Origin of the sequence: Streptomyces sp. NPDC058877, from assembly GCF_042742855.1 — a bacterium.
Taxonomy (GTDB): Bacteria; Actinomycetota; Actinomycetes; order Streptomycetales; family Streptomycetaceae; genus Streptomyces.
This window is the reverse complement of record NZ_JBHYMF010000037.1, coordinates 26,976-49,815: the sequence shown is the minus strand read 5'-3', so window position 1 is coordinate 49,815 and position 22,840 is coordinate 26,976. Positions and strand designations below refer to the sequence as shown.

The 22,840-nt window shown below is 72.8% G+C and carries 22 protein-coding genes; 11 read left to right on the top strand and 11 right to left on the bottom strand.

Features of this window, described 5'->3' with window-relative positions; genetic code table 11:
* Positions 1 to 23: 23 nt before the first annotated feature.
* From ACFW2Y_RS11980 to ACFW2Y_RS11970, 3 genes are read right to left on the bottom strand one after another with little or no spacing between them, the layout of a single operon-like run.
* Entirely contained in the window at positions 24 to 995 is a 972-nt protein-coding gene (locus tag ACFW2Y_RS11980; RefSeq protein ID WP_384876814.1) for a 3-oxoacyl-ACP reductase, read from the bottom strand.
* Between the two features lie 11 nt (positions 996 to 1,006).
* Positions 1,007 to 2,083: a Zn-dependent alcohol dehydrogenase gene (locus tag ACFW2Y_RS11975; RefSeq protein ID WP_384876812.1), complete on the bottom strand. Its 1,077-nt coding sequence runs from the start codon at positions 2,081 to 2,083 to the stop codon at positions 1,007 to 1,009.
* Positions 2,084 to 2,116: 33 nt separating this feature from the next.
* Entirely contained in the window at positions 2,117 to 2,971 is an 855-nt protein-coding gene (locus tag ACFW2Y_RS11970) for a MaoC/PaaZ C-terminal domain-containing protein (protein WP_384876810.1), read from the bottom strand.
* Positions 2,972 to 3,245: 274 nt separating this feature from the next.
* On the opposite strand from ACFW2Y_RS11970, the gene ACFW2Y_RS11965 reads away from it, so the two are divergent.
* The 4 genes from ACFW2Y_RS11965 to ACFW2Y_RS11950 are packed head-to-tail and all read left to right on the top strand — an operon-like array spanning position 3,246 to position 6,680.
* Positions 3,246 to 4,157 (top strand): ATP-binding cassette domain-containing protein, encoded by a 912-nt coding sequence (locus ACFW2Y_RS11965; RefSeq protein WP_384876808.1) that lies wholly within the window; start codon positions 3,246 to 3,248, stop codon positions 4,155 to 4,157.
* Positions 4,154 to 4,876 carry an ABC transporter permease gene (locus ACFW2Y_RS11960; RefSeq protein WP_384876806.1) on the top strand — a complete coding sequence of 241 codons (723 nt, stop codon included), beginning with the start codon at positions 4,154 to 4,156 and terminating at the stop codon, positions 4,874 to 4,876. The genes ACFW2Y_RS11965 and ACFW2Y_RS11960 overlap by 4 nt, the downstream gene beginning before the upstream one ends.
* 47 nt (positions 4,877 to 4,923) lie before the next feature.
* A complete protein-coding gene (locus ACFW2Y_RS11955; RefSeq protein ID WP_384876804.1) occupies positions 4,924 to 6,078 on the top strand; it encodes a sensor histidine kinase in 1,155 nt (384 codons plus the stop codon).
* Entirely contained in the window at positions 6,075 to 6,680 is a 606-nt protein-coding gene (locus tag ACFW2Y_RS11950; protein WP_384876802.1) for a response regulator, read from the top strand. Before ACFW2Y_RS11955 ends, ACFW2Y_RS11950 begins: the two co-directional genes overlap by 4 nt.
* Here ACFW2Y_RS11950 and ACFW2Y_RS11945 read toward each other — a convergent pair.
* Together ACFW2Y_RS11945 and ACFW2Y_RS11940 are read right to left on the bottom strand one after the other, a co-directional pair.
* Complete coding sequence (locus tag ACFW2Y_RS11945; protein WP_384876801.1) at positions 6,677 to 7,873, bottom strand: lipid-transfer protein; 1,197 nt, start codon at positions 7,871 to 7,873, stop codon at positions 6,677 to 6,679. The two genes, ACFW2Y_RS11950 and ACFW2Y_RS11945, sit on opposite strands and share 4 nt — an antisense overlap.
* 26 nt (positions 7,874 to 7,899) lie before the next feature.
* Positions 7,900 to 10,074, bottom strand: a complete 2,175-nt coding sequence (locus ACFW2Y_RS11940; protein WP_384876799.1) for an acyl-CoA dehydrogenase — start codon at positions 10,072 to 10,074, stop codon at positions 7,900 to 7,902.
* A 419-nt stretch (positions 10,075 to 10,493) separates the two neighbouring features.
* Between ACFW2Y_RS11940 and ACFW2Y_RS11935 the strand changes: the two genes are divergently transcribed.
* The 5 genes from ACFW2Y_RS11935 (at position 10,494) to ACFW2Y_RS11915 (ending at position 14,779) form a co-directional block, all read left to right on the top strand.
* Entirely contained in the window at positions 10,494 to 10,901 is a 408-nt protein-coding gene (locus ACFW2Y_RS11935; RefSeq protein ID WP_384876797.1) for a DUF4259 domain-containing protein, read from the top strand.
* Between the two features lie 102 nt (positions 10,902 to 11,003).
* Positions 11,004 to 11,636, top strand: a complete 633-nt coding sequence (locus tag ACFW2Y_RS11930; RefSeq protein WP_384876795.1) for a class I SAM-dependent methyltransferase — start codon at positions 11,004 to 11,006, stop codon at positions 11,634 to 11,636.
* Between the two features lie 92 nt (positions 11,637 to 11,728).
* The gene (locus ACFW2Y_RS11925) at positions 11,729 to 12,637 is read left to right on the top strand and encodes an N-acetylmuramoyl-L-alanine amidase (RefSeq protein ID WP_384876793.1); all 909 of its coding nucleotides are present in this window, start codon (positions 11,729 to 11,731) and stop codon (positions 12,635 to 12,637) included.
* Between the two features lie 103 nt (positions 12,638 to 12,740).
* Complete coding sequence (locus ACFW2Y_RS11920) at positions 12,741 to 13,598, top strand: DUF5336 domain-containing protein (RefSeq protein WP_384876791.1); 858 nt, start codon at positions 12,741 to 12,743, stop codon at positions 13,596 to 13,598.
* Between the two features lie 170 nt (positions 13,599 to 13,768).
* Complete coding sequence (locus tag ACFW2Y_RS11915) at positions 13,769 to 14,779, top strand: LLM class F420-dependent oxidoreductase (RefSeq protein WP_384876789.1); 1,011 nt, start codon at positions 13,769 to 13,771, stop codon at positions 14,777 to 14,779.
* A gap of 2 nt (positions 14,780 to 14,781) precedes the next feature.
* Here ACFW2Y_RS11915 and ACFW2Y_RS11910 read toward each other — a convergent pair whose 3' ends face one another.
* The 4 genes from ACFW2Y_RS11910 to ACFW2Y_RS11895 all read right to left on the bottom strand — a co-directional run bounded on the left by ACFW2Y_RS11910 (position 14,782) and on the right by ACFW2Y_RS11895 (position 18,781).
* A complete protein-coding gene (locus ACFW2Y_RS11910; RefSeq protein ID WP_384876787.1) occupies positions 14,782 to 15,321 on the bottom strand; it encodes a hypothetical protein in 540 nt (179 codons plus the stop codon).
* A gap of 133 nt (positions 15,322 to 15,454) precedes the next feature.
* Complete coding sequence (locus ACFW2Y_RS11905; protein ID WP_384876785.1) at positions 15,455 to 16,543, bottom strand: prenyltransferase; 1,089 nt, start codon at positions 16,541 to 16,543, stop codon at positions 15,455 to 15,457.
* A complete protein-coding gene (locus ACFW2Y_RS11900; RefSeq protein ID WP_384876819.1) occupies positions 16,540 to 17,340 on the bottom strand; it encodes a class I SAM-dependent methyltransferase in 801 nt (266 codons plus the stop codon). The genes ACFW2Y_RS11905 and ACFW2Y_RS11900 overlap by 4 nt, the downstream gene beginning before the upstream one ends.
* 97 nt (positions 17,341 to 17,437) lie before the next feature.
* Entirely contained in the window at positions 17,438 to 18,781 is a 1,344-nt protein-coding gene (locus ACFW2Y_RS11895; protein ID WP_384876783.1) for a glycosyltransferase family 4 protein, read from the bottom strand.
* A gap of 227 nt (positions 18,782 to 19,008) precedes the next feature.
* Here ACFW2Y_RS11895 and ACFW2Y_RS11890 point away from each other — a divergent pair, with 227 nt between their 5' ends.
* Complete coding sequence (locus tag ACFW2Y_RS11890; RefSeq protein WP_384876781.1) at positions 19,009 to 19,632, top strand: TetR family transcriptional regulator; 624 nt, start codon at positions 19,009 to 19,011, stop codon at positions 19,630 to 19,632.
* Positions 19,633 to 19,757: 125 nt separating this feature from the next.
* On the opposite strand, the gene ACFW2Y_RS11885 is transcribed toward ACFW2Y_RS11890, so the two are convergent.
* Positions 19,758 to 19,991, bottom strand: coding sequence for a ferredoxin (locus tag ACFW2Y_RS11885; protein WP_384876779.1), 234 nt, complete (start codon positions 19,989 to 19,991; stop codon positions 19,758 to 19,760).
* The gene (locus ACFW2Y_RS11880; RefSeq protein ID WP_384876777.1) at positions 19,991 to 21,451 is read right to left on the bottom strand and encodes an aldehyde dehydrogenase; all 1,461 of its coding nucleotides are present in this window, start codon (positions 21,449 to 21,451) and stop codon (positions 19,991 to 19,993) included. Before ACFW2Y_RS11880 ends, ACFW2Y_RS11885 begins: the two co-directional genes overlap by 1 nt.
* 141 nt (positions 21,452 to 21,592) lie before the next feature.
* On the opposite strand from ACFW2Y_RS11880, the gene ACFW2Y_RS11875 reads away from it, so the two are divergent.
* Positions 21,593 to 22,702, top strand: a complete 1,110-nt coding sequence (locus ACFW2Y_RS11875; protein ID WP_384876775.1) for an MBL fold metallo-hydrolase — start codon at positions 21,593 to 21,595, stop codon at positions 22,700 to 22,702.
* The last annotated feature ends 138 nt before the right edge of the window (positions 22,703 to 22,840 follow it).

The following is a 22,840-nucleotide window of genomic DNA, read 5'->3' as shown; positions in this document are numbered from 1 at the left end:
CGGCACACCCGCGACACAAACGGTCACAGATCCAAACCCAACGGACAACAACCAAACCAAAAAATAAGGCCCACCAACAACGTAGCCGCAAAGGTCTCGCCCGCCGGGCGGGACGCGTAGTGCGGGGTGAGGAGGGAATCCAACTCCTCGTAGGTGAAGGCCTCCTTGGCCGTGTCGAACTTGGCCGACACCTTCGGCCGGTCCACGACCGCCACCATCCCGCCGTGCACGACGAGCAGTTGCCCGTTGACCCCGGATGCCGCCGGGGACGCCAGATAACCGACCAGCGGTGCCACGTGGTCCGGGGACAGCGGGTCGAGCTCCCCCTCCACCGGCTCCCCGAAGCCCGCGAAGACGTCCTCGGTCATCCGGGTCCTGGCCCGCGGGCAGATCGCGTTGACCCTCACCCCGTACCGGGCGAGCGCAGCCGCCGTCGAGGTCGTCAGGCCGACGATGCCGCCCTTCGCGGCCGCGTAGTTGGGCTGGCCCGCGGAGCCCGCGAGGAAGGCCTCCGAGGAGGTGTTGACGATCCGCCCGTAGACCTCGGGCTCCCCCGCCTTGGCTCGCCCCCGCCAGTGCACCGCTGCGAAGTGGATGGTGTTGAAGTGGCCCTTGAGGTGGACGCGCACGACCGAGTCCCACTCGTCCTCGCTCATCGAGAAGACCATCCGGTCGCGCAGGATGCCCGCGTTGTTGACCAGCACGTCGAGCTTCCCGAACTCGGTCACCGCCAGGTCGACCAGGGCCCGCGCCGTCTCGAAGTCGGAGACGTCGCCGAGGTGCGCCACCGCCCGGCCGCCCGCGGCCCGGATCTCCGCCGCGACCTCCTCGGCGGGCGCGGCGGAAGCCTCGCCCGAGCCGTCGCGGCCGGGCTGCCCGTAGTCGTTGACGACGACGGAAGCGCCCAGGCGGGCCAGTTCCAGGGCCTCGGCACGGCCGAGACCGCGCCCGGCACCGGTGACGATCGCGCTCAGTCCTTCGAGCGGACGGGACATCGCGGCTCTCCTCAGATCTCGATGCAGGTGCGGAGGGCGGCGCCCGTACGCATCTGCTCCAGGGCTTCGTTGATGCCCGACAGGGGCACCCGGTGGGTGATGAGCGACTCCAGGTCGATGCGGCCCGCCCGCCAGAGGGCGATGGCCCGCTCGTACGAGCGGAGCACGTCCCCGCCCCCGTACATGGACGGCAGGATCCGCTTCTCGTCGAAGAACAGCTCGAACATGTTCAGCTGGAGGAAGTCGTCGAGGGCGCCCGCGCCGACGACGCAGAGGGTGCCGCCGCGCCGGGTCGTCTCGTAGGCGGTGCGGGCGGTGGCGGACTTGCCGACGACTTCGAAGACGTAGTCGAAGCCCTCGCCGCCGGTGATCCGCTGCTTGGCGTCGGCGAGGGCGTCCGGGGCGACCGCCTCGGTGGCGCCGAAGCGGAGGGCTGCCTCACGTCGGGATTCCACCGGGTCGACGGCGACGATCTGGGCGGCGCCCTGGAGCCTGGCCCCCTGGATCGCGGAGATGCCGACGCCGCCGCAGCCGAGCACGACGACCGACGAACCCGCCTCCACCTTGGCCGTGTTGACGGCGGCGCCGAGTCCGGTCGTGACGCCGCAGCCGATGAGGGCGGCGATGTCGAAGGGCACGTCGTCGGGGATGGGGACGGCGCAGCCCGCGTCGACGACGACCTCCTCAGCGAAGGTGCCGGTGCCGGCGAAACCGAAGACGTCGCCGCCGGGGCGCTTGAAGTTGGGCGTGCCGGCGTTCATGAAGCCGGCGAGGCAGAGCTGGGTCTGGCCCCGCCTGCAGGCCGGGCAAGCACCACAGGCGGGCAGCCAACAGAGCAGCACCCGCTGCCCCGGGGCGAGGCCGGTGACCCCGTCGCCGACGTCGAGCACCTCGCCCGCGCCCTCGTGGCCGGGGACGAAGGGGGCGGGCTGCGGCAGGACGCCGCTCATCGCGGAGACGTCGGAGTGGCACAGACCGGTGGCCCTCACCCGGATCCGCACCTTGCCGGGGCCGAAGCCCACCGCCTCGACGTCGTCGAGCACTTCGAGCTTGTCCTGGCCGATCTCGTGCAGTACGGCTGCGCGCATGGTGCGGCTCCCTCCGGGACGGATGGACGGGATCTACGAGTGTTCGACGAGGGTGTCGGCGAGCACCGGGGCGTCGTCGCGCTCCACCACCGTCACCGCCACCTGGACACGGTCGTCCCCGGTCCACATCCGGATGCGCAGGGTCTCGCCGGGGAAGACCACTCCGGTGAAGCGGGTGCGGTACGAGCGGACCCGGGTGACGTCGCCGCCGAGCGCCGTGTCGACGACCGCCTTGAGGGTCATGCCGTACGAGCAGAGTCCGTGCAGGATCGGCCGGTCGAAGCCGGCGAGCTCGGCGAACTCCGGGTCGGCGTGGAGGGGGTTCCAGTCCCCGGAGAGCCGGTAGAGCAGCGCCTGCTCCTCGCGGATCGCCCGCTCGACGGTGACGTCGGGCTCCCGGTCCGGCAGTGCGAGGCGCTCGGAGGGGCCGCGGTCGCCGCCCCAACCGCCCTCCCCCCGCACGAAGATCGAGGCGTCGCTCGTCCACAGCGGGCCGTCCTCGTCGGCGGCCTCGGCACGCAGGACGAGCACGGCGGCCTTGCCCTTGTCGTAGACGGCGGCGACGCGGGAGGTGGAGACGGCCCGGCCACCGGCGGGGAGGGGACGGTGCAGGGTGATCGACTGGCCGCCGTGCAGCACGGCGGCGAGGTCGATGTCGATGCCGGGGGCGGAGAGTCCGCCGACCACCCCCATGCCGGCGCCGGCGACGGTGGCGAAGCTGGGCAGGACGTGGAGCCGGGACTCCAGGGTGTAGCGGAGCTCGTCGGGGTCGGTCGCGGGCACGCCGGCTCCGAGGCCCAGGTGGTAGAGCTGGACGTCCTTGTGGTTCCAGGAGATCTCGGCGCTCCGGGGTTCGGCCGCGACGGCCTTTGCGGGGTCGATGGGCATCGGGCTGCTGCTCCTCGTGGCGGTGGAGACCTCGGTGCGGCCGTCCGCACCGTCGGCCGCACCGAGGCCGTGCGGGAACCGTCCCGTACGCGGCCGTTCTAGAACGCGTTCTAGGTCGGTGGACCCCATGTATAGCCCAGCCGGAAAGAGTTGTGAACCCTCCGGGGGCCCGTACCTGACGATACGTCAGACAAGGGGGCCGGGACATTTGTCACGGCCAGGTCCGTACGTCCGCGCCTGCCGGACCAGGGCCCCGCTCCGTAGCGTCATGGCCATGAAGAACGAGACAGTGGTCGCCTGCACCGGAGTCACCCGCTCCTTCGGAACGGTCCGCGCCCTCGACGGCATCGACCTCACGCTCCGGCGCGGCGAGACCGTCGCCCTGCTCGGCCGCAACGGCGCCGGCAAGTCCACCACCATCGGCCTGCTGCTCGGCCTCGACGAGCCGGACGGCGGCGAGGTGCGGCTCTTCGGCGACGGCCCCGCCCGTGCCGTCGCCGCCGGCCGCATCGGCGCGATGCTCCAGGAGGGCCGCGCGGTCACCCGGGTCACCGTCCGCGAACTCGTCGCCTTCGTCGCCCGGACCTACCCCGCGCCGCTGCCGGTCGACGAGGCGCTGGCCCTCGCCGACCTGACCCCACTCGCGGACCGCCGGATCGACCGGCTCTCCGGCGGCCAGGTCCAGCGGGCCCGGTTCGCCGTCGCCCTCGTCGGGAACCCGGAGCTGCTCGTCCTGGACGAGCCGACGGCCGCCCTCGACGTCGAAGCCCGCCAGACGTTCTGGGACTCGATGCGCAGCTACGCCCGGCGCGGCAACACGATCCTCTTCTCCACGCACTACCTGGAGGAGGCCGATGCGAACGCCGACCGGATCGTCGTCATCGACTCGGGCCGCGTCGTCGCGGACGGGACCGGCGAGGAGCTCAAGCGCGCGGTCGGCGGCAGCCTCGTCTGCTTCGACCTGGCCGGCGCCCGCAGCGAGGACCTGTTGCGGCTCCCCGGGGTGACGTCCGTCGAGATCCGCGGCGACCGCGCCCGGCTCCGCAGCGACGACTCCGACGCGACCGTCCGCGCACTCGCCGCACGCGACGCGATCCGCTCCCTCGAAGTCGCCCCCGTCTCCCTCAACGACACCTTCCTCGCCCTCACCTCGCCCACCGCCCACCCCCTGGAGACGACCCGATGACCACCGAGTACGTGCGCCTCGAAGTCCGCCGCACCCTGCGCGACACCGGCTTCGCCCTCACCAGCATCGGCATCCCGGTGATGATGTACCTCCTCTTCACCAACCTCGGCGGTCAGGACGGGGCCGCCTGGAAGGCGACCGCCATGGTCGGGATGGCGGCCTACGGCGCGCTCGGCGCGGCCCTGTCGGTCGGCACCGGCGTCGCCGAGGACAAGTCGTCCGGCTGGCTGCGCCAACTGCGGATCACGCCGATGACCCCGCGCCAGGTCGTCACCGGCCGGGCCCTCACCGGCTCGGTGGTGGTGCTCCCCGCGATCGTCGCCGTGCTCCTCGCCGGCGGCCTGCTCAACGGGGTCCGGCTGGCGCCCTGGCAGTGGGCCGCGGTCGCCGGCGTGCTCTGGCTCGGCTCCTTCCCCTTCGCCCTCCTCGGCATCGGCAACGGCTACCGGCTCACCGCACAGACGACGGGCGTCGTGAACGTCGCCTGCAACCTGGGGCTCGCGGTGCTGGGCGGCCTGTGGTTCCCGGTCGAGCTCTTCCCCGACTGGCTGCGCTCCCTCTCCTCGTACACCCCGACCAACCGCTTCGCCGAGCTCGGCGTCTCGGTCTCCGGCGGACACGTCCCGGGCACGGCGGCGCTCCTGGTCCTCGCGGCCTGGGCGGCCCTGTTCGGCGGGTACGCGGCGATCTCGTACCGTCGTTCGGCACGGACCGCATAGGCAGGCAGGAACGGGGGCACGGGATGCAGGTCGTCCGGGGAGGAGCGGTGGCAGACGCGAGACGCTGCGCCGGGGAGCGGATCCGCTACCTGCGGCAACGGGGGCCGAGCGGTCTGAGCCTCATCCCCTGGGTGCTCATGAGCCTCGGTGCGCTCTCCCACCTCACCAGCGGCGCTGCCCCCCACCCCTGGCTGGGCTGGCTCGGTCTGCTCGCCTTCAACGCCCTCTACGTCGCGATCATCCTCCGCGCCTTCGACCAACGGCGGCGCGAGTCCCTCGCCACCCGGACGCTGCTGGTCGTCTTCGGGGGGCTGACCTTCGCCCTCGCCATCGGCTACGGCCGCGAATGGCTGCTCCTCTTCCCCCTCGTCGGCCTCGCGGTCGGTGCGGCGGTGCGGGGCCGGGAGCGGCTGCGGTTCATCGTCCCGCCCCTGGTCGTGGCCGTGGGCGTGGTGACCGTCTGGCGCGACGGCTGGGACTCCTTCAGCGTCGTGTACGGCACGCTCATCTCCGTCATGGTGACGTCGGCCATCATCTCCCTGGACGAAACGGTCCGGAAGCTGCGGGAGACGCGCGAGGAGCTGGCCCGCTCGGCGGTCGAGAAGGAACGGCTGCGCTTCTCGCGCGACCTGCACGACCTCCTCGGCCACACGATGTCGGTGATCGTGGTGAAGTCGGAGGCCGCCCGCCGGCTCGCCCCGCGCGACCTGGACGCGGCCCTGGTACAGGTCTCGGACATCGAGTCGGTGGGCCGACAGGCACTGGTCGAGATCAGGGAGGCGGTGACCGGCTACCGGGAGGGAAGCCTCGGCACCGAGCTGGACCGGGCCCGCGACGCACTGACCTCCGCGGGCATCGAACCGGTGGTGCGCCGCTCGGGCCCGCTACTGGAGCCGGGGACCGAGGCGCTGCTGAGCTGGGCGGTGCGGGAAGCCACGACCAACGCCGTACGACACAGCAGCGCGTCCTGCTGCGTGATCGACCTCTCCGGCTCCGCCGAGCGGGTCCGCCTCACAGTCACCGACGACGGTCGGGGTCCCGCGACGGGGCCGCCGGGGAGCGGTCTGCACGGTCTGCGCGAGCGACTCGCAGCCGCAGGGGGCACCCTGGACTCGGGACCGGCCCCGCGGGGCGGATTCCGGGTCACCGTGGAACTCCCCGCGGAGACCCCCGTACAGCACCAGGGGGAGCCCACGGAATGATCAGGCTGCTGCTCGCCGAGGACCAGGGCATGATGCGCGGGGCGCTGGCCCTGCTGCTCGGCATGGAGCACGACATGGAGGTCGTGGCACAGGTCGGGCGGGGGGACGGGATCGTGGACGCGGCGCTCGTCGCCCGCCCGGACGTGGCGCTGCTCGACATCGAACTGCCCGGCCGTTCGGGCCTGGACGCGGCGGCGGAGCTGCGGACCGAGGTCCCGGAGTGCCGGGTGCTGATCCTCACGACCTTCGGCCGACCGGGGTACCTGAGGCGGGCGATGGAGGCGGGCGCGGCGGGCTTCCTGGTGAAGGACGGTCCCGTGGAGGAACTGGCCGAGGCGGTCCGCCAGGTGCTGCGGGGCGAGACCGTCATCGACCCGGCCCTCGCCGCGGCTGCCCTCAGCGCCGGCCCGAACCCGCTGACGGGCCGGGAACGGGACGCCCTGGCGGCCTCGGTGGACGGCGCGACGATCGCGGACATCGCCGCCGCCCTGCACCTCTCGGAGTCCACCGTCCGCAACTACCTGTCCTCCGCGATCGGCAAGACCGGCACCCGCAACCGGATGGAGGCGGTGCGGGCGGCGCGGCAACAGGGGTGGCTCTAGGACTTCCGCAGCAGCGTCACCACGGCCGCCCCGCCCAGGCCGATGTTGTGGGCCAGCCCCACCCGGGCCCCGGCCACCTGGCGGGCCCCCGCCTCTCCGCGCAGTTGCCAGACCAGTTCGGCCGCCTGGGCGAGGCCGGTCGCACCGAGCGGATGGCCCTTGGAGATGAGGCCGCCGGAAGGGTTCACCACCCAGCGCCCGCCATGGGTGGTGGCGCCCGACTCGACGAGCTTCCCGGAAGCACCCTCCGCGCACATGCCGAGCGCCTCGTAGGTGAGCAGCTCGTTGATCGAGAAGCAGTCGTGGAGTTCGATGACGTCGACGTCCTCGATGCCGAGGCCGGAGCGTTCGTAGGCCAGCCGGGCGGCGGCCCGGGACATCGGACGGCCGACGGCGTCGATGCAGGAACCGGAGGCGAAGGACTCCTCGGTGTCGGTGGTCATCGCCTGACCGGCGATCTCCACGGCCCTCCCCCGCAGTCCGTGTTCGTCGACGAAGCGTTCGGAGACGACGACGGCGGCAGCCGCGCCGTCGGAGGTGGGTGAGCACTGGAGCTTGGTGAGCGGCCGGTGGACGGTCTTCGCGGCGAGGACCTCGTCGACCGTGTGGACGTCCTGGAACTGGGCGTTGGGGTTGTTCGCCGAGTGCTGGTGGTTCTTGGCGCCGACGGCCGCGAGCTGGACCTCGGTCGTCCCGTACCGCTCCATGTGTTCGCGGGCGGCGTTGCCGAAGATCTGGGCGGTGGGCGGGGACGCCTCGAAGCCGTGGGCGGCGGCCATGACACCGTAGTGGCGGGCGACGGGGGAGGTCCTGAAGTCACCGGCCCCGGCTCCGCCGCCGAGCGCGCCCCGCGTCATCTTCTCGAAGCCGAGGGCGAGGACGCAGTCGGCGGTGCCGCCCTCGACGAACTGTCGGGCGGTCATGAGGGCGGTGGAGCCGGTGGCGCAGTTGTTGTTGAGGTTGTAGACGGGGATGCCGGTGAGGCCGAGTTCGTAGACGGCGCGCTGGCCGGCGGTGGAGGGCTGGAAGCAGTAACCGACGGCGGCCTGTTCCACGCGCGCGTAGGGGACGCCCGCGTCGGCGAGTGCGGCCGTGCCCGCCTCGCGGGCCATGTCCCAGTACTGCCAGTCCCGGGTCTCGGGCTTCTCGAACGCCGTCATGCCGACGCCGATGATGTACGCCTTGGTGGTCATCGCGAGTATCCCTCGGTCTCTCGGTCTCAGTCTTTCGGCAGGCCGAGCAGGCGCTCGGCCACGACGTTGAGCTGGACTTGCGTGGTGCCGCCCGCGATGGTGAGGCAGCGGGACATGAGGAGTCCGTGGACGGCCCGCTCGGCGGGTCCTTCGCGCACGGCGCCTTCGGGGCCGTGCAGTTCGAGGCCGAGCTCGGCGAGCTTCTGCTGGTGGACCGTCTGGACGAGTTTGCGGACGCTGGCGCCTGCGCCGGGTTCGAGCCCGGACACCTGGAGCAGGGTGGTGCGCAGGCCGATGCACGCGAGCGCGTGCGCCTCGGCGAGGAGCGCCCCGATCCGCGCGCGCACGGAGTCGTCCTGCGGCCCGGACGCCTCGATGAGCGCTTCGAGGCCGGTGTCGAAGGCGACCTGGTCGGCCATGTGGACGCGCTCGTTGCCGAGGGTGTTGCGGGCGACCCGCCAGCCGTCGTCGACCTCGCCGACGACGGCGTCGGCAGGCAGGATCGCATCGTCGAACCAGACCTCGTTGAAGAGGGAGTCCCCGGTGATCTCCTTGAGCGGTCGGATCTCGATCCCGGGGGTGTTCCGCATGTCGACGAGGAAGTAGGTGAGCCCCCGGTGTTTGGGGGCGGCGGGGTCGGTGCGGGCGAGCAGGATGCCGTGGTGGGCCCATTGGGCGGCGCTCGTCCACACCTTCTGTCCGTTGATCCGCCAGCGTCCGTCCTCCGTGCGCTCGGCGCGGGTGCGGAGGGAGGCGAGGTCGGAGCCGGCGCCCGGTTCGGAGAAGAGCTGACACCAGAGGCGTTCGCCCCGCAGGGTGGGGCCGAGGTGCTCGGCCTGTTGCTCGGGGCTGCCGTGGGCGAGCAGCGAGGGGACGACCCAGGTGGCGATGCCGAGTCCGGCGACGGTGATCCCGGCCTCGTCCAGCTCTCTCTGGACGGCGAGCTGTTGGAGCGGGCCCGCGCCGAGCCCGTACGGCTCCGGGAGGTGTGGGGCCGCGTAGCCGGTGGGGGCGAGGGCGCGCCGGGCGGCGGCCGGGTCGAGTCCGACGGCGGGGGCGACGGCCGCGCGGGCCGCCCTCCGGTACGCAGTGGCCTCGGGGGGCAGGTCCATCCGGAGGCCGCGCCGGACGCCGTCGGCGGCGTACCGGAGGGCGGCGAGCCGGTAATGATCGCCGGTGCCGAGGAGTTGGCGGGCGACGAGGGCCCGGCGGAGCAGCAGATGGGCGTGGTGTTCCCAGGTGAATCCGGTGCCGCCGAGGATCTGGATGCAGTCCTTGGCACAGCCGTAGGCGCTGTCGAGGGCGGTGGCGGCGGCGAGCGCGGCGGTGAGGGAGCGGGCCTCGTCGTGGCTGGCGCGGACGGCGTCCCAGGTGAGGGCGCGGGACTGTTCGAGCCGTACGAGCATGTCGGCGCAGAGGTGCTTGACGCCTTGGAAGCGGCCGATGGGGCGACCGAACTGCTCCCGGGTGCGGGCGTGTTCGGCGGCGGTCTCGACGGCGCGGGCCGCCGTGCCACAGGCGTCGGCGGCGAAGAGGACGGCGGCCAGGTCCCGGATCATGGCGGTGGAGGAGGCGCCGGCGGCGGTCAGTTCGCGTTCTGCCGGAACGTGGACGGCGCGGGCGGTGATCCCGGCGGTGGGCCGGGTCGGGTCGACGCTCTCGTGGGGCCGGACGGCGAGCGTCTCGGCGTCGACGGCGAGCCAGACGGAACCGCCGGCGGTGGCGGCGCGGAGGAGCAGCAGGTCGGCCTGGGCTCCGCCGAGGACGGGGGGCGCGGCGCCGTCGAGCAGGTACCCGCCCGCGGTGCGGACGGCGGTGAGGTCGCCGGTGCCGCCGAGCGCGACGGCTCCGATCCGCTCGCCCGACGCGAGCGCGGACGCCGACTCGTGCTGCCCGACCCGGTGGAGGACCTCGGCGGCGAGCACGGAGGGGAGGTAAGGCCCTGGGAGCAGGGCCCGCGCCGCCTCTTCCACCACGACGGCGAGGTCTCCGAGGTCGCCGCCACCACCACCGTGCTCCTCGGGCAGGTGCAGCCCGAGGAGCCCCTGCTCGGCGGCTGCGTCCCAGTAGGCGGGGCGACCGGTGGCGGTGTCGGGGACGTCCAGGTGCTTGCGGACTTCCTCGGGGGGTACGGCGCGGCCGAGCCAGCCTCGAACGGATCGGGCCAGCTCCCGCTGTTCGTGCGTGATGGCGATGCCCATGACCCGCAGACTAGAACACGTTCCATTCTGACGGAAGGTCAGAAACCTCGGGAAAGCCTGAGCGGCGCAGAAGGTTCCCCCGGAGGCGGAAAGAGGGCTCGCCCCTGGGGCCGGAAGCCGAAGACGGGAGGCGGAACCTCCTCCGACCGGCTGCGCCGAGGGCTGCGTCCAGATCCTCGGCAGCACCCGAGCCGCCCGGGAACGCCACGCCCGTCCGCCGCTCCGCCGGGCCCTCGTCGCCCGCCGACTCCTCTCCCAGCCGCCGGGACGGCCGGCGGGGGCAGCGACCGGAGCAGCGCCGCTCCCCTCCGGGCCGGGGCGTTGTCAGAGGCTGCTGTCAGGCTGTCGGTACGAGGGGGCGCCCTGCACCGGCGCACGGAGCCCCCGCACGACCGACGCACGGGGAGAGCGAGTACCTCATGGGCACGTGGGACATCGGACACTTCGACAACGACACCGCCGCCGACTTCTCGGCCGCACTGGACGGGACGCCGACCGAGAAGCGCGCCGACGTCCTGCTCGCGTCCTTCCTGACGGTCACCGGGGTCGGCGAGGAGTACCTCGACTCGGACGAGGCCGTGAAAGCGGTCGCCGCGGCTGCCCTCGTCGCGGCGCAGTGCCCGGACGGAGACCCGGTGACGAGCGCGTACGGGCCGAAGGAGCCGCTGCCCGCCCTCCCCGTGGAACTGCGCCCGGTGGCGGTGGAGGCCCTCGACCGGATCCTCACCGAACCCTCGGAGCTGCTGGAGCTGTGGGGCGAGACCCATGCGGTGGGCGAGTGGCAGGCGAGCGTACAGCGACTGCGCGCGGTGCTTTCGGGCGCATAGCCCCGCGGGAGCGCCCCGGAGGGAGGACGGTGTGGTTCCGGTGCGGGGGGTAGGGCACGATGGGCGCCCGTACCCGCGTACCCGCCAGTAGGAGGAACCGCCATGCCCGCCGAACCCACTCCCGAGGTCCTTGCCGCCTTCGAGGCGGCCAAGGGCTTCATGCCCGTCGTGGAGGGGCTCGCGCTGTACGACGCGGCCACCGAGGCCGCCCGGCTGGGCCTGCCCCTCCTGGAGGTCGGCACCTACTGCGGACGGTCCACGATCCTGCTGGCCGACGCCGCCCGACGGGCGGGGACGGTCGCGGTGACCGTGGACCACCACCGGGGCAGCGAAGAACAGCAGCCGGGCTGGGAGTACCACGACCCGACCGTGGTGGATCCCGAGGTGGGGCTCATGGACACCCTGCCCACCTTCCGCCGGACGCTTCACGGTGCGGGCCTGGAGGAGCACGTCATCGCGATCGTGGGCCGCTCGCCGCTGGTCGCGAAGACCTGGGGCGGGCAGCTGGGTCTGGTGTTCGTCGACGGCGGGCACACCGACGAGCACGCCACCAGTGACTACGAGGGCTGGACACCGAAGGTCGCCCCCGGGGGACTGCTCGTCATCCACGACGTCTTCCCCGACCCGGAGGACGGCGGTCAGGCCCCCTACCGGATCTACCTCCGCGCCCTGGAGTCGGGCGACTTCGAGGAGGTCTCGATCACCGACTCCTTGCGGGTCCTGCGCCGCCGCTGACGCCCGCGGTGCGGGTCGCCGTTCCAGAACGGTGACGGACCTGCGACGCACCCCTGCGACGTTTCGCCCCGTACAGGGCCTAAAGTCGCGGGGTGCCGTACCACCACGGGAACACCTCCCGCCGCGCCCTCGCCCTCGCGCTCGCCGCCACGGGCTGCTGCGCCGCACTCGCCGGCTGCGCGACCTCCCGGGCCTCCGCACCCCCGGACGGGAAGTCCGAGACCTCCCTCCAGTCATCGGGCGCGGATCCGGCGCCCCGGACCGAGAGCGGGACGCAGTCCCGGCCGCCCCTCCCCGCCGGCGCCACCACCGACACCCCGTCGAGCCGTCCCCTGGCCGGACGGACCGTCGTCATCGACCCCGGTCACAATTCCGGCAATTTCCAGCACACCAAGGAAATCAACCAGAAGGTCGACATCGGCACGAACCGCAAGGAGTGCGACACCACCGGCACCTCCACCGGAACGGGCTACACCGAAGCCTCCTTCACCCTCGACGTCTCCCACCGCCTGCGGGACCTCCTCGCCGCACGCGGCGCCGAGGTGGTGCTCACCCACGACGGCGACCGCCCGTGGGGCCCCTGCATCGACGAACGGGCCAGGATCGGCAATGCGGCCCGCGCCGACGCCGTCGTCTCCGTCCACGCGGACGGATCGGCCGTCGGGAACCGCGGATTCCATGTGATCCTGCCCGCACGGGTGCGAGGCGGCTCCGCCGACACGGAGGAGATCGTCGCCCCCTCACGCGCGCTCGGCGAGCAGATCGTCAGCCGCTTCGCCCTCGCCACGGACACCTCGCCCGCCAACTACATCGGTTCCGGTACGGGGTTGGACGTCCGCGACGATCTCGGCGGACTCAACCTCTCGACCGTCCCGAAGGTCTTCCTGGAGTGCGGCAACATGCGCGACCCGAAGGACGCACAGCTCCTCTCTTCACCGACATGGCGACAGAAGGCCGCCCAAGGGCTGGCCGACGGCATCGCCGCCTACCTGAAGGGGTAGGACCGGCGGGCGACAGATTCGCTCCGTACCATGGGGCCGCCCCCGTGCCGCGAACCGAGCGCACTCCGACGCGACGACCGACGACCCTACGAAGGACTCTTACGTGAATATCCGCTCCCTCACCCGAGGCGATGGCGTGCTGATCGGTGCAGCGGTGGTGCTGTTCATCGCCTCGTTCCTCGACATCGCCGGCTGCAGCGCCACGGCCGACATCTGCAGCAAGATCGACACCCCGAGCTCCTGGGAGTTCGCGTACCTCGGCTGGGGCTCCTTCTTCCTCGGCATCGTCGGTGCCGCACTGATCGTCGCCTCCCACGCCCTGCCGGAGCAGCGCAAGGTGGCCGGCCTCGAGCTGGGCCAGGTGGGCACCTCGTTCACCATCGCCTCCGCCTGGACCCTGCTCATGTGGATCTTCGAGGCGGACAACGCCGGCGCCGGCCTGATCCTCGGCCTGATCGCCGCACTGATCGCCGCCGGTGCGGCCGTCGCGGGCCCGCTGGTCCCCGCCCTCAAGGTCCCGCTCATCGGCGCCCCCAAGCCGCAGGCCCCGCAGCCGTACGGCATGCAGTCCGGCCAGCCGGGTCAGCCGGGCGTTCCCGGCGGCTACGGCTACCCGGGCGCGCAGCAGCCTCAGTACGGCGGCCCGCAGAGCCCCTCGCAGGGCGCGGGCCAGCCGTTCGGCGGGCAGGCCGCCACCCCGCAGCCGCAGGCGGCGCAGCAGCCCGAGCCGCAGGCAGCCGCCCCGGCCCCGCAGCCGGCCTCCGACTTCGCGCCGTTCTGGTTCGCGGTACCGGTCGCGCGCCCGCTGTACGCAGAGGACGGCTCTCAGGCTCAGATCGCCGAACTCGCCCCAGGCACCTGGTACTTGGCGGTCGACCAGCGCGGCTCCGCCCTGGTGGCCCAGACCCAGGACGGCCGCCGTGGCGTCCTGCAGGACACGAGCGGCATCCAGCGCGGCTGAGGGTCGCCCCGCGATCCCTCCGGTCGGACCGAGCTCCCCCGGAACGCACCTCCAGGCGCCTCCGCGCCCCCGCCCGCACGGCCCCCCGCCCGGAATCCCTTCCGGGCGGGGGGCCGTTGCCGTACAGTCCCCGCCATGTGACTGACGGTCCGTCAGAAGGGACGTGGGGCATGCGGCTCGGACTCGCCCTCGGCTACTGGGGCCGCGGCCCCTCACCCGCCCACCTCGACCTCGCCCGTGAGGCCGAGCGGCTCGGCTACCACTCCGTGTGGACGGCCGAAGCCTGGGGCTCCGACGCCTTCACCACGCTGACCTGGATCGCCGCGCACACCACCCGGATCAAACTGGGGACCGCCGTCGCGCAGATGGCAGCCCGCCCACCCACCACCACCGCCATGCACGCGCTCACCCTCGACCACCTCTCCGGCGGCCGCGTGCTGCTGGGGCTGGGCCTGTCCGGTCCGCAGGTCGTCGAGGGCTGGTACGGGCGCCCCTTCCCCCGCTCCCCCCTGACGGCGACCCGCGAGTACGTGGACGTGGTCCGCCAGGTCCTCCGCCGCGAGGCCCCGGTCAGCCTGCACGGGCGCCACCACTCCCACCCGTACGACGGCCCGGACGGCACCGGCCTCGGCAAGCCCCTGAAGCCGATCACCCACCCCCTGCGGGCCGACGTCCCCGTCCTGCTCGGGGCCGAGGGGCCCAAGAACGTCGCACAGACCCTGACCGTGGCCGACGGCTGGCTGCCGCTCTACTGGGCTCCGGAGCGCTGGGCCTCGGTGTACGAGCTGCCGGCCCGGTTCCCCGAGGGCTTCGTCGTCGCCCCGATGGTCCGGGCCCGGCTCTGCGGGGACGTGGCGGCCGGGCTCCTTCCGGTCAAGGCGATGCTGGGGTTCTACATCGGCGGCATGGGGCACGCGGCCCGCAACTTCCACGCCGACCTGATGGGGCGGATGGGGTACGGGGAGGAGGCCCGTCGCATCCAAGAACTCTTCGCGGCCGGCCGCCGCGAGGAGGCCGTGCTCGCCGTCCCGGACGCCTTCGCGGACGAGATCGCGCTCGTCGGCCCGCGGAAGCGGATCGCCGCCCGCCTCGACGCGTGGCGGCGGGGACCGGTGACGGACCTGCTCGTCACCGCACCGGACCTCGACACCCTCCGCACCCTCGCGGAACTCAACACATAGCTTCAGCCGCCGAGTTGTGTAGTGCTGGGCACCTTGTCGACCACTTCTGCGCCGGCACTCCTGCCCGCGTCCTTGACGCTGTTGATGACGTCCTCGAAGGCACCGACGTCCGCATCGCCGACCTCGCCCTTGCGGAGCTTCGTGCCCAGGTCCTTGAGGGACTCGATGCCGGCGGAGAGCGGTGCCACCACCCGGGAGAGGAGCGGATCGCCCTTGGCGTTGTCCACCGCCGCCTTGAGCCGGTTGTACGTGAAGGCACCCGCGAGCCCCGCCTTCACCAGCGCGAAGGTGCGACCGTCCGCCCCCTTCTGGAACGTGCCCGCGCGGTACGGCTTCACGATCCACTGGTAGGCCGCACCCGCGGCGAGGCCCGCATTGGCCACGAACCGCGCCTTCGCCAGTTTCTGCCGCTCGAAGCCGGCGGAGGCCGTCGGGGTCGCAGCCGTGCCCTGCGCGTCACCGTCGCCGCAGGCGGCGGTGGTCAGGAGCAGGGCACAGGACAGCAACAGCGCCACGACTCCGCGCGGAACGCTTCTGGGCAAGGCGGCACCTCCCTGACGACGATGGCGCCAGCCTCGCCCGGGCCCGACCCGTCCGCCACCGGGGCGGCGCCGGACGGGTAGCTCCGGGAGCGCGGGTCGGGCGCGCACCCGGAAGAGGCTTTCGAAACCCGGCCTAGTCGCAACAGTCGGGGTCGAGGCCCGAGGGGAGGCGGGCGCCGCCGAAGACGGCGACGGTGGCCTCCTCGCCCCCGAGGGCCGCGACCGCGAGCAGGAGGGAACCGGCCGTCCAACTGGTCTGCTCCTCGGGCCACACGGCCCGGTCGTCCTCGGTCTCGCCCTCGAAGACGTACCCCGTCCAGTACATGCCGTTCTCGGCGCGCAGGTGCTGGATGTCCTGGAGGATCGTGAGGGCCCGGTCCGACTCCCCCGTCGCCCACAGGGCGAGGGCGAGTTCGCAGCTCTCCCCGCCGGTGACCCACGGGTTCGGGACGACGCAGCGCACTCCGAGGCCGGGGACGACGAACCGGTCCCACTCGGCCTCGAAGCGGGCCGCCGCATCGGCTCCGGTGACCGCGCCGCCGAGGACCGGGTAGTACCAGTCCATCGAGTAGCGGGACTTGTCGAGGAAGCGTTCGGGGTGCCGGCGGATCGCGTGGCCGAGGGCGCCGGCGGCCAGCTCCCAGTCGGGCTGGGCCTCTTCGCGGACCTCGGCGATGGCGAGGGCGCAGCGCAGCGCGTGGTGGATCGACGAGCTCCCGGTCAACAGGGCGTCGTTCACCGGTGCGTCGCCGGGTTCGCGCTTCCACCCGATCTGGCCGCCGGGCTGCTGGAGCCCGAGGACGAACTCGACGGCCGCGTAGACGACGGGCCACATGCGGTCGAGGAAGCCGTCGTCGCCGGTGGAGAGGTAGTGGTGCCAGACGCCGACCGCGACGTACGCGACGAAGTTGGACTCGCGGGTCCGGTCGGTGACCTGCTGGTGGTCTCCGTCGTGGTAGGCCGCGTACCAGGAGCCGTCGGCGTTCTGGTGCCGGGCGAGCCAGGCGTAGGCGCGGGCGGCGGCGGCGTGCTCGCCGGCCACGTCCAGGGCCATGGCGGCCTCGGTGTGGTCCCAGGGGTCCAGGTGGTGACCGCGGAACCAGGGTATGGCGCCGTCCTCGCGCTGCACGGCGAGTATCCCGGCCACGGTCTCGGCCGCCTGCTCCGCGGTGAGCACCCCGGGCAGGACGAGGTGCTCGGCGATCCGTTCGGGAGAGGTCACCGGGCGTCAGCCTTCGGGTGGAGGTGTCCCCCGCGGAGCGAGGGGGAGTGGGGCTTGGTCGCGTACGCCACGAAGCTCTTGCCGACGACCGGGTTGAGCAGCTGCTCGGCGACCCGGGTGAGGGCGGGCTTCTTCATGATGTCCCAGACCAGGAGCTTGTGGTAGGCGCGGACCGGCAGCGCCTTGTCGTTGTCGACGCCGAAGGCGCACTTCAGCCACCAGTACGGCGCGTGCAGGGCGTGTGCGTGGTGGGTGCCGTACGGCTTGAGGCCGGCCTGCCGGATCTTGGCGAGGAGCTCGTCGGCCTTGTAGATGCGGATGTGGCCGCCCTCGACCTCGTGGTACGCGTCGGAGAGCGCCCAGCAGACCTTCTCGGGCCCGTAGCGGGGCACGGTGACGGCGATGCGGCCGCCCGGCTTGAGGACGCGGACCATCTCGGCGAGCACGCCCTTGTCGTCGGGGATGTGCTCCATCACCTCGGAGATGATGACGACGTCGAAGGACTCGTCGGGGAAGGGCAGGTTGAGGGCGTCGCCCTCCATCGCCGTGGCGGTCGCGCCGGCGGGGGCCTCCCCGGCCTCCTTCATGGCCGCGAACCACTTGGCGACCTCCCGGATCTCCTCGGCGTTCTGGTCGAGGGCCACGACCTGGGCGCCGCGCCGGTAGCACTCGAAGGCGTGCCGGCCCGCACCGCAGCCCAGATCGAGCACTCGATCGCCGGGGGCGAGCGGGAAGCGGGTGAAGTCGACGGTCAGCACGAGGTCCTGCTTTCGCTGGTGACGGAGGGTGGGGGGCAGGCGTTTCGTGGGGAGTGCTCCCGGGACGGGCCCCGGCGAAGGGGAACGGGGGGCACGACCCGTCCGCCGGCCCGCGGCCGGTGAACGGGGCGAGCCGTCACCGTGCGCCTCCGCGCCCCCGGGCACCCTGCGCGGCCACCGCCTCGCGGTACAGCTCGGCCGTGCCCTGTGCGGCACGGGCCCAGGTGAACCGGTCCAGGACCCGGGCACGGCCCGCGGCACCGAGCCGGGCCCGCAGCGCGGAATCGCCCAGCACCCGCCCCAGCGCGGCGGCCAGTGCGCCCGCGTCGCCCGGCGGGACCGCCAGACAGGTCTCGCCGTCGGCCCCGGCGACCTCGGGGATCGCGCCGCCGGTGGTGGCGACGAGCGCCGTGCCGGTGGCCATGGCCTCGGCGGCGGGCAGGGAGAACCCTTCGTACAGCGAGGGCACGCAGGAGACCTGGGCCGAGCGCACGAGGTCGACGAGCTCGGCGTCGCTGATGCCCTTGACGAACTCGACGGCGCCGTCGAGTCCGTACCGCTCCATGGCCTGGGCGACCGGGCCGTCCTCGGCCCGCTTGCCGACGACGACGAGGTGGGCGTCGGGGTTCTCGGTGCGGAGCTTGGCGAGCGCCTCGATCAGGTGGACGAGGCCCTTCAGGGGTACGTCGGCGCTGGAGGTGGTGACGATCCGGCCGGGGACCTCGGCGACGGACGGGTCCGGGGACCAGAGGTCGGTGTCCGCACCGATGTGGACGACCCGGATGCGGTCCTCCCGGACGCCGAGGTGGTCGACGATCTCCTGGCGGGAGGTGCCGGAGACGGTGAGCACGGACGGCAGTCGGCGGGCGACCCGCTTCTGCATGCCGGTGAAGGCGTACCAGCGGCGGACGGAGGCGCGGCGCTTCCAGTCGGCGGCGGCGTCGAGTTCGAGCTGCCGGTCGACGGTGATGGGGTGGTGAATCGTGGTGACGAGGGGGGCTCCGATGGCCCGGGGGCCGCCGAGGAGTCCGTAGCCGAGGGTCTGGTTGTCGTGGACGACGTCGAAGTCGCCGCGGCGGGCGGCGAGCATGCGCCGGGCCCGCAGTGAGAAGGTGAGCGGCTCGGGGAAGCCGCCGGTCCACATGGTGGCGACTTCGAGGGCGTCGATCCAGTCCCGGTACTCCTCGCGCTTCGGGGTCCGGAAGGGATCCGGCGAGCGGTAGAGGTCGAGGCTGGCGATCTCGGTGAGGCTGAGCCCGGCGAGGTCGTCGCCCTCGTCGAGCACGGGGTACGGCTGGGAGCCGATGACCTCGACGGTGTGGCCGAGTCGGGCGAGTTCACGGGAGAGGTGCCGGACGTAGACCCCCTGCCCACCGCAGAAGGGGTTTCCCTTGTACGTGAGGAGAGCGATCCGCAACGGACAGTCACCGGCCGCGGCGGCGCCCTGTCGGGGGCTTGCCTCTATGGCCTCAGCGGTCATGCGCGACCCCCTTCGAGCGTGCGTTTCGCGGGAGCGTAACCGCTCGCGCTAATCTAGAACAAGTTACAGACTTGATCGTTCTGGATCTTCTTGCCCGTCTTCTTGATCCTTCGAGGAGGACAGAATCTACCGGCAGGTAGCTCCGCGTTGAGAGCCGGAGCAGGTGATTCGCGCCACGACGGCCGCACCGCCATACTGTCGCTCCCCACCGCACGGAACGGGACCCCATGACCGCAGACAACAGGTCGGACCACAGACCCGCGGCGCCGCCCCTCACGGAACGCCAGGAGGCGCGCCGCCGCCGCATCCTGGACGCCAGCGCCCGCCTCGCGGCACGCGGCGGCTTCGACGCCGTGCAGATGAGGGAGGTGGCCGAGGCCGCCGGAGTGGCCCTGGGCACGCTCTACCGCTACTTCCCGTCCAAGATCCACCTGCTGGTCGCGACCATGCAGGACCAGCTCCAGCACCTGCACGGCACGCTGCGGAAGCGACCGCCCGCCGGCACGGACCCGGCCGAGCGGGTCGCCGAGACCCTGATGCGCGCCTTCCGGGCACTGCAGCGGGAGCCACAGCTGGCCGACGCGATGGTGCGGGCGCTGACCTTCGCCGACCGCAGCGTGAGCCCCGAGGTCGACACGGTCTCCCGGCTGACGACCGCGATCATCCTCGACGCGATGGGGACCGAGCACCCGACGCCGAGCCAGCTCTCGGCCGTCCGGGTGATCGAGCACACCTGGCACTCGGCACTGATCACCTGGCTGTCCGGGCGCGCCTCGATCGCCCAGGTGAAGATCGACATCGAGACGGTCTGCCGACTGATCGACCTGACGGCGCCGGAGCCGACGGCCTGACGGCGCGGTCGGGCCGCCCCGCGCCGAGGCCTCCCGACCGGCTGCGCCCGACCGACTGCGCCCCGGCCGCCACCGCGCCAGCGGGCGAAAGCACCCGCCGGCCCCGCCCCGCCGGGCAGCGCGCCTCAGGGCTCCACGGGGAACACCGGATCGCCGCCGTCCGCCAGGGTGATCAGGATGGCCTCCACCGGGCAGCCCTCGGCCGCCGCGAGGAGCCGCTCGCCCGCATCGGTCTCCACCGCACGCGGGTGGGACTGTCGGGCCGGGTCGAGCCGGAAGCCTTCCGGCGCGTGGTGGACGCACATGCCGGAGCCGATGCAGACGCTCCGGTCGACCTCGACGTGCCAGCGGTCCCCCATCACGCCTCCCCGTATCCGGCCGGCAGGTGGATCATCTTGTGCTCCAGGTACTCGCCGAAGCCCTCGGGCCCGAACTCCCGCCCCAGACCCGAGTTCTTGTAGCCGCCGAAGGGGCCGAGCATGTCGAGGCTGAAGGTGTTGACGTTGAAGGTGCCCGTGCGGACCCGACGGGCGAAGTCGACGCCGTGCTCCACGTCCCCGGTCCACACGCTGCCGCTGAGCCCGAAGTCGGAGTCGTTCGCGATCCGCAGCGCCTCGGCCTCTTCGCCGTACGGAAGGAGGCAGATGACCGGGCCGAAGATCTCCTCGCGGGCGATCCGCATGGAGTTGTCGACGTCGCCGAAGAGGGTCGGTTCCACGTACCAGCCGCGGTCGAGCCCGGCGGGGCGACCGCCGCCCGAGAGGACCTTGGCGCCCTCCTGTTGTCCGATGCCGATGTAGTCGAGGGAGCGCTGCTGTTGGCGCCGGGCGACGAGCGGGCCGACCTGGGTCGCCGGGTCGAGCGGGTCGCCGACGACGAGCGCGCCGGCCGCCGCCGCGAGCGCCTCGGCGACCTCCTCGTACCGCGAGCGGGGGGCGAGGACCCTGGTCTGCGCCACGCACGCCTGGCCGTTGTTCATCCAGGCCGCCGGGGCGATCCCGGCGACCGCGGTCGCCACGTCGGCGTCCGGCAGGACCACGGCGGCCGACTTCCCGCCCAGTTCGAGGGTGACGCGGGTCAGGTTGCGGGAGGCCACTTCCATCACCCGCTTGCCGGCGGCGACCGAACCGGTGAAGGAGACCTTGTCGACGCCGGGGTGGCCGACCAGGTACTCGCTGACCTCGCGGTCGGCGGGCAGGATGCTCAGCACCCCCTCGGGCAGCCCGGCCTCGGCGGCGATCTCGCCGAGGAGATAGGAGTCGAGGGGCGACTCCGGCGAGGGTTTGAGGACCACCGTGCAGCCGGCGAGCAGTGCGGGACCCAGTTTGGCGGCGGCGGTGAACTGGGGCACGTTCCACGGGACGACGGCCGCGACCACGCCCACCGGTTCGCGCCGCACGAGCAGCGGCCCGAGGACGCCGGCGCGCCGTTCCTCGTAGTCGAAGTCCCGGGCGACGGTGATCGCCGCGTCCCAGACCATCATGGCGCCGAGCGCCTGGGCGAGGACGGACCAGGAATACGGGGAGCCGTTCTGCGCGCTGATGGAGCGGGCGATCTCCTCGTGCCGCACGGCGATCGCGTCCTTGATGCGGGTGACGACGGCGATCCGTTCCGCGAGCGTCGCCCGGGGCCACGGCCCGTCGTCGAAGGCCCGACGGGCGACGGCGACGGCCCGGTCGACATCGGCCCGCGAGGCGTGCGGAACGCGGCCGATGACCTGCTCGGTGTGGGGCGAGATCACCTCGATGACCCCGTCGCCGAGCGGATCGGCCAACTCCCCGCCGATGAACAGCTTTCCGTGCTCCACAAGCTCGGTCATGACCGCTGCCTCCCGAGGGGTGGGATTGCCTGGGCGTCCTGACGGTGCAACTTCCTGACGATGCTTCAGAACTGATACCAGTTCTAGTTACCATGGGCAACGGTCGAGCAGGCTCCGCAGCGAAGAGACGAGGACCCGCCCATGACGCAGGTGACCCAGGTGACCGAGCACGGCGGTGGCGTCTGGTCGCTGCGGGTGCCCATCCCGGACAACCCCCTCGGTCACACCCTGGTCCACGTCCTCGACACCGACCGGGGACCGGTACTGATCGACACCGGTTGGGACGATCCGGATTCCTGGTCCGAACTCACCAGTGGACTCGACGCGTTGGGACTGTCCGTCCAGGAGGTCCACGGGGTGCTCATCACCCACCACCACCCCGATCACCACGGCCTCTCCGGTCGGGTCCGCGAGGAGTCCGGGGCCTGGATCGCGATGCACGCCGCCGATGCCGCCGTCGTGCGCCGCACCCGCGAAGTCGACCCGGGCACCTGGTTCGACTACCTCGCCCGCAAGCTCGCCGTCGTCGGCGCCCCCGAGGACCACATCGCCCCGCTGCGGGCCGCCCGCGCATCGGGCCGGATGCGGACCATGCCCGGCCTCCGCTCCGCCCTGCCCGACCGCGAAATCGTCCCCGGCGAACTCCTCGACCTCGCCGGACGGCGGCTGCGGGCCGTCTGGACCCCCGGCCACACCCCCGGGCACGTCTGCCTCCACCTGGAGGAAGAGCACCCCTCCCGGCTGCCCGGCCACGGCCGGCTCTTCTCCGGCGACCACCTGCTGCCCGGGATCTCCCCGCACATCGGGCTGTACGAAGACCCCGAAGACCACTCCCCCTCCTCGCACCGGTCCGCGCAGGAGGGACCCCGCCCCGCGGGCCTCCCGCTCCGTTCGAGCGGAGGGGACCCGCTCGGCGACTACCTGGACTCCCTCGAACGGATCGCCCGCCTCGGCGTCGCCGAGGTCCTCCCCGCCCATCAACACGCCTTCACCGACGCTTCCGGCCGGGTCCGCGAGCTCCTCGACCACCACGAAGAGCGCCTCGCCGGCCTCCTCGGCCTCCTGGGCACCCCGCTCACCCCCTGGCAGCTCGCCGAGCGCATGGAGTGGAACCGTCCCTGGGACCGGATCCCCTACGGCTCGCGCACCATCGCCGTCAGCGAGGCCGAGGCGCACGTCCGCCACCTGGTGAAACGCGGCCGTGCGGAACCGGTGGCGGGCACCGACCCGGTCAGGTACGTCGCGGTGTGAGGCGGCCCGCACCCACCGGGGCGGTGGCCGTACGGGCCGGTACAGTGGGCGCGTCGTCATCATGCCCGTACGGGGGAATCCGGTGGAGAGCCGGTGCTGGCCCCGTCCCCGAGCCCCCGGCTTCGCTGGAGCGGGGGA

What these genes read in the sequence shown, in the direction of transcription:
- ACFW2Y_RS11880 (WP_384876777.1), bottom strand. Translation starts at nt 21,451, where the DNA reads ATGACCGAGCTTGTGGAGCACGGAAAGCTGTTCATCGGCGGGGAGTTG.
- ACFW2Y_RS11980 (WP_384876814.1), bottom strand. Translation starts at nt 995, where the DNA reads ATGTCCCGTCCGCTCGAAGGACTGAGCGCGATCGTCACCGGTGCCGGG.
- ACFW2Y_RS11970 (WP_384876810.1), bottom strand. Translation starts at nt 2,971, where the DNA reads ATGCCCATCGACCCCGCAAAGGCCGTCGCGGCCGAACCCCGGAGCGCC.
- ACFW2Y_RS11935 (WP_384876797.1), top strand. Translation starts at nt 10,494, where the DNA reads ATGGGCACGTGGGACATCGGACACTTCGACAACGACACCGCCGCCGAC.
- ACFW2Y_RS11950 (WP_384876802.1), top strand. Translation starts at nt 6,075, where the DNA reads ATGATCAGGCTGCTGCTCGCCGAGGACCAGGGCATGATGCGCGGGGCG.
- ACFW2Y_RS11940 (WP_384876799.1), bottom strand. Translation starts at nt 10,074, where the DNA reads ATGGGCATCGCCATCACGCACGAACAGCGGGAGCTGGCCCGATCCGTT.
- ACFW2Y_RS11975 (WP_384876812.1), bottom strand. Translation starts at nt 2,083, where the DNA reads ATGCGCGCAGCCGTACTGCACGAGATCGGCCAGGACAAGCTCGAAGTG.
- ACFW2Y_RS11890 (WP_384876781.1), top strand. Translation starts at nt 19,009, where the DNA reads ATGACCGCAGACAACAGGTCGGACCACAGACCCGCGGCGCCGCCCCTC.
- ACFW2Y_RS11875 (WP_384876775.1), top strand. Translation starts at nt 21,593, where the DNA reads ATGACGCAGGTGACCCAGGTGACCGAGCACGGCGGTGGCGTCTGGTCG.
- ACFW2Y_RS11930 (WP_384876795.1), top strand. Translation starts at nt 11,004, where the DNA reads ATGCCCGCCGAACCCACTCCCGAGGTCCTTGCCGCCTTCGAGGCGGCC.
- ACFW2Y_RS11915 (WP_384876789.1), top strand. Translation starts at nt 13,769, where the DNA reads ATGCGGCTCGGACTCGCCCTCGGCTACTGGGGCCGCGGCCCCTCACCC.
- ACFW2Y_RS11960 (WP_384876806.1), top strand. Translation starts at nt 4,154, where the DNA reads ATGACCACCGAGTACGTGCGCCTCGAAGTCCGCCGCACCCTGCGCGAC.
- ACFW2Y_RS11885 (WP_384876779.1), bottom strand. Translation starts at nt 19,991, where the DNA reads ATGGGGGACCGCTGGCACGTCGAGGTCGACCGGAGCGTCTGCATCGGC.
- ACFW2Y_RS11945 (WP_384876801.1), bottom strand. Translation starts at nt 7,873, where the DNA reads ATGACCACCAAGGCGTACATCATCGGCGTCGGCATGACGGCGTTCGAG.
- ACFW2Y_RS11895 (WP_384876783.1), bottom strand. Translation starts at nt 18,781, where the DNA reads ATGACCGCTGAGGCCATAGAGGCAAGCCCCCGACAGGGCGCCGCCGCG.
- ACFW2Y_RS11965 (WP_384876808.1), top strand. Translation starts at nt 3,246, where the DNA reads ATGAAGAACGAGACAGTGGTCGCCTGCACCGGAGTCACCCGCTCCTTC.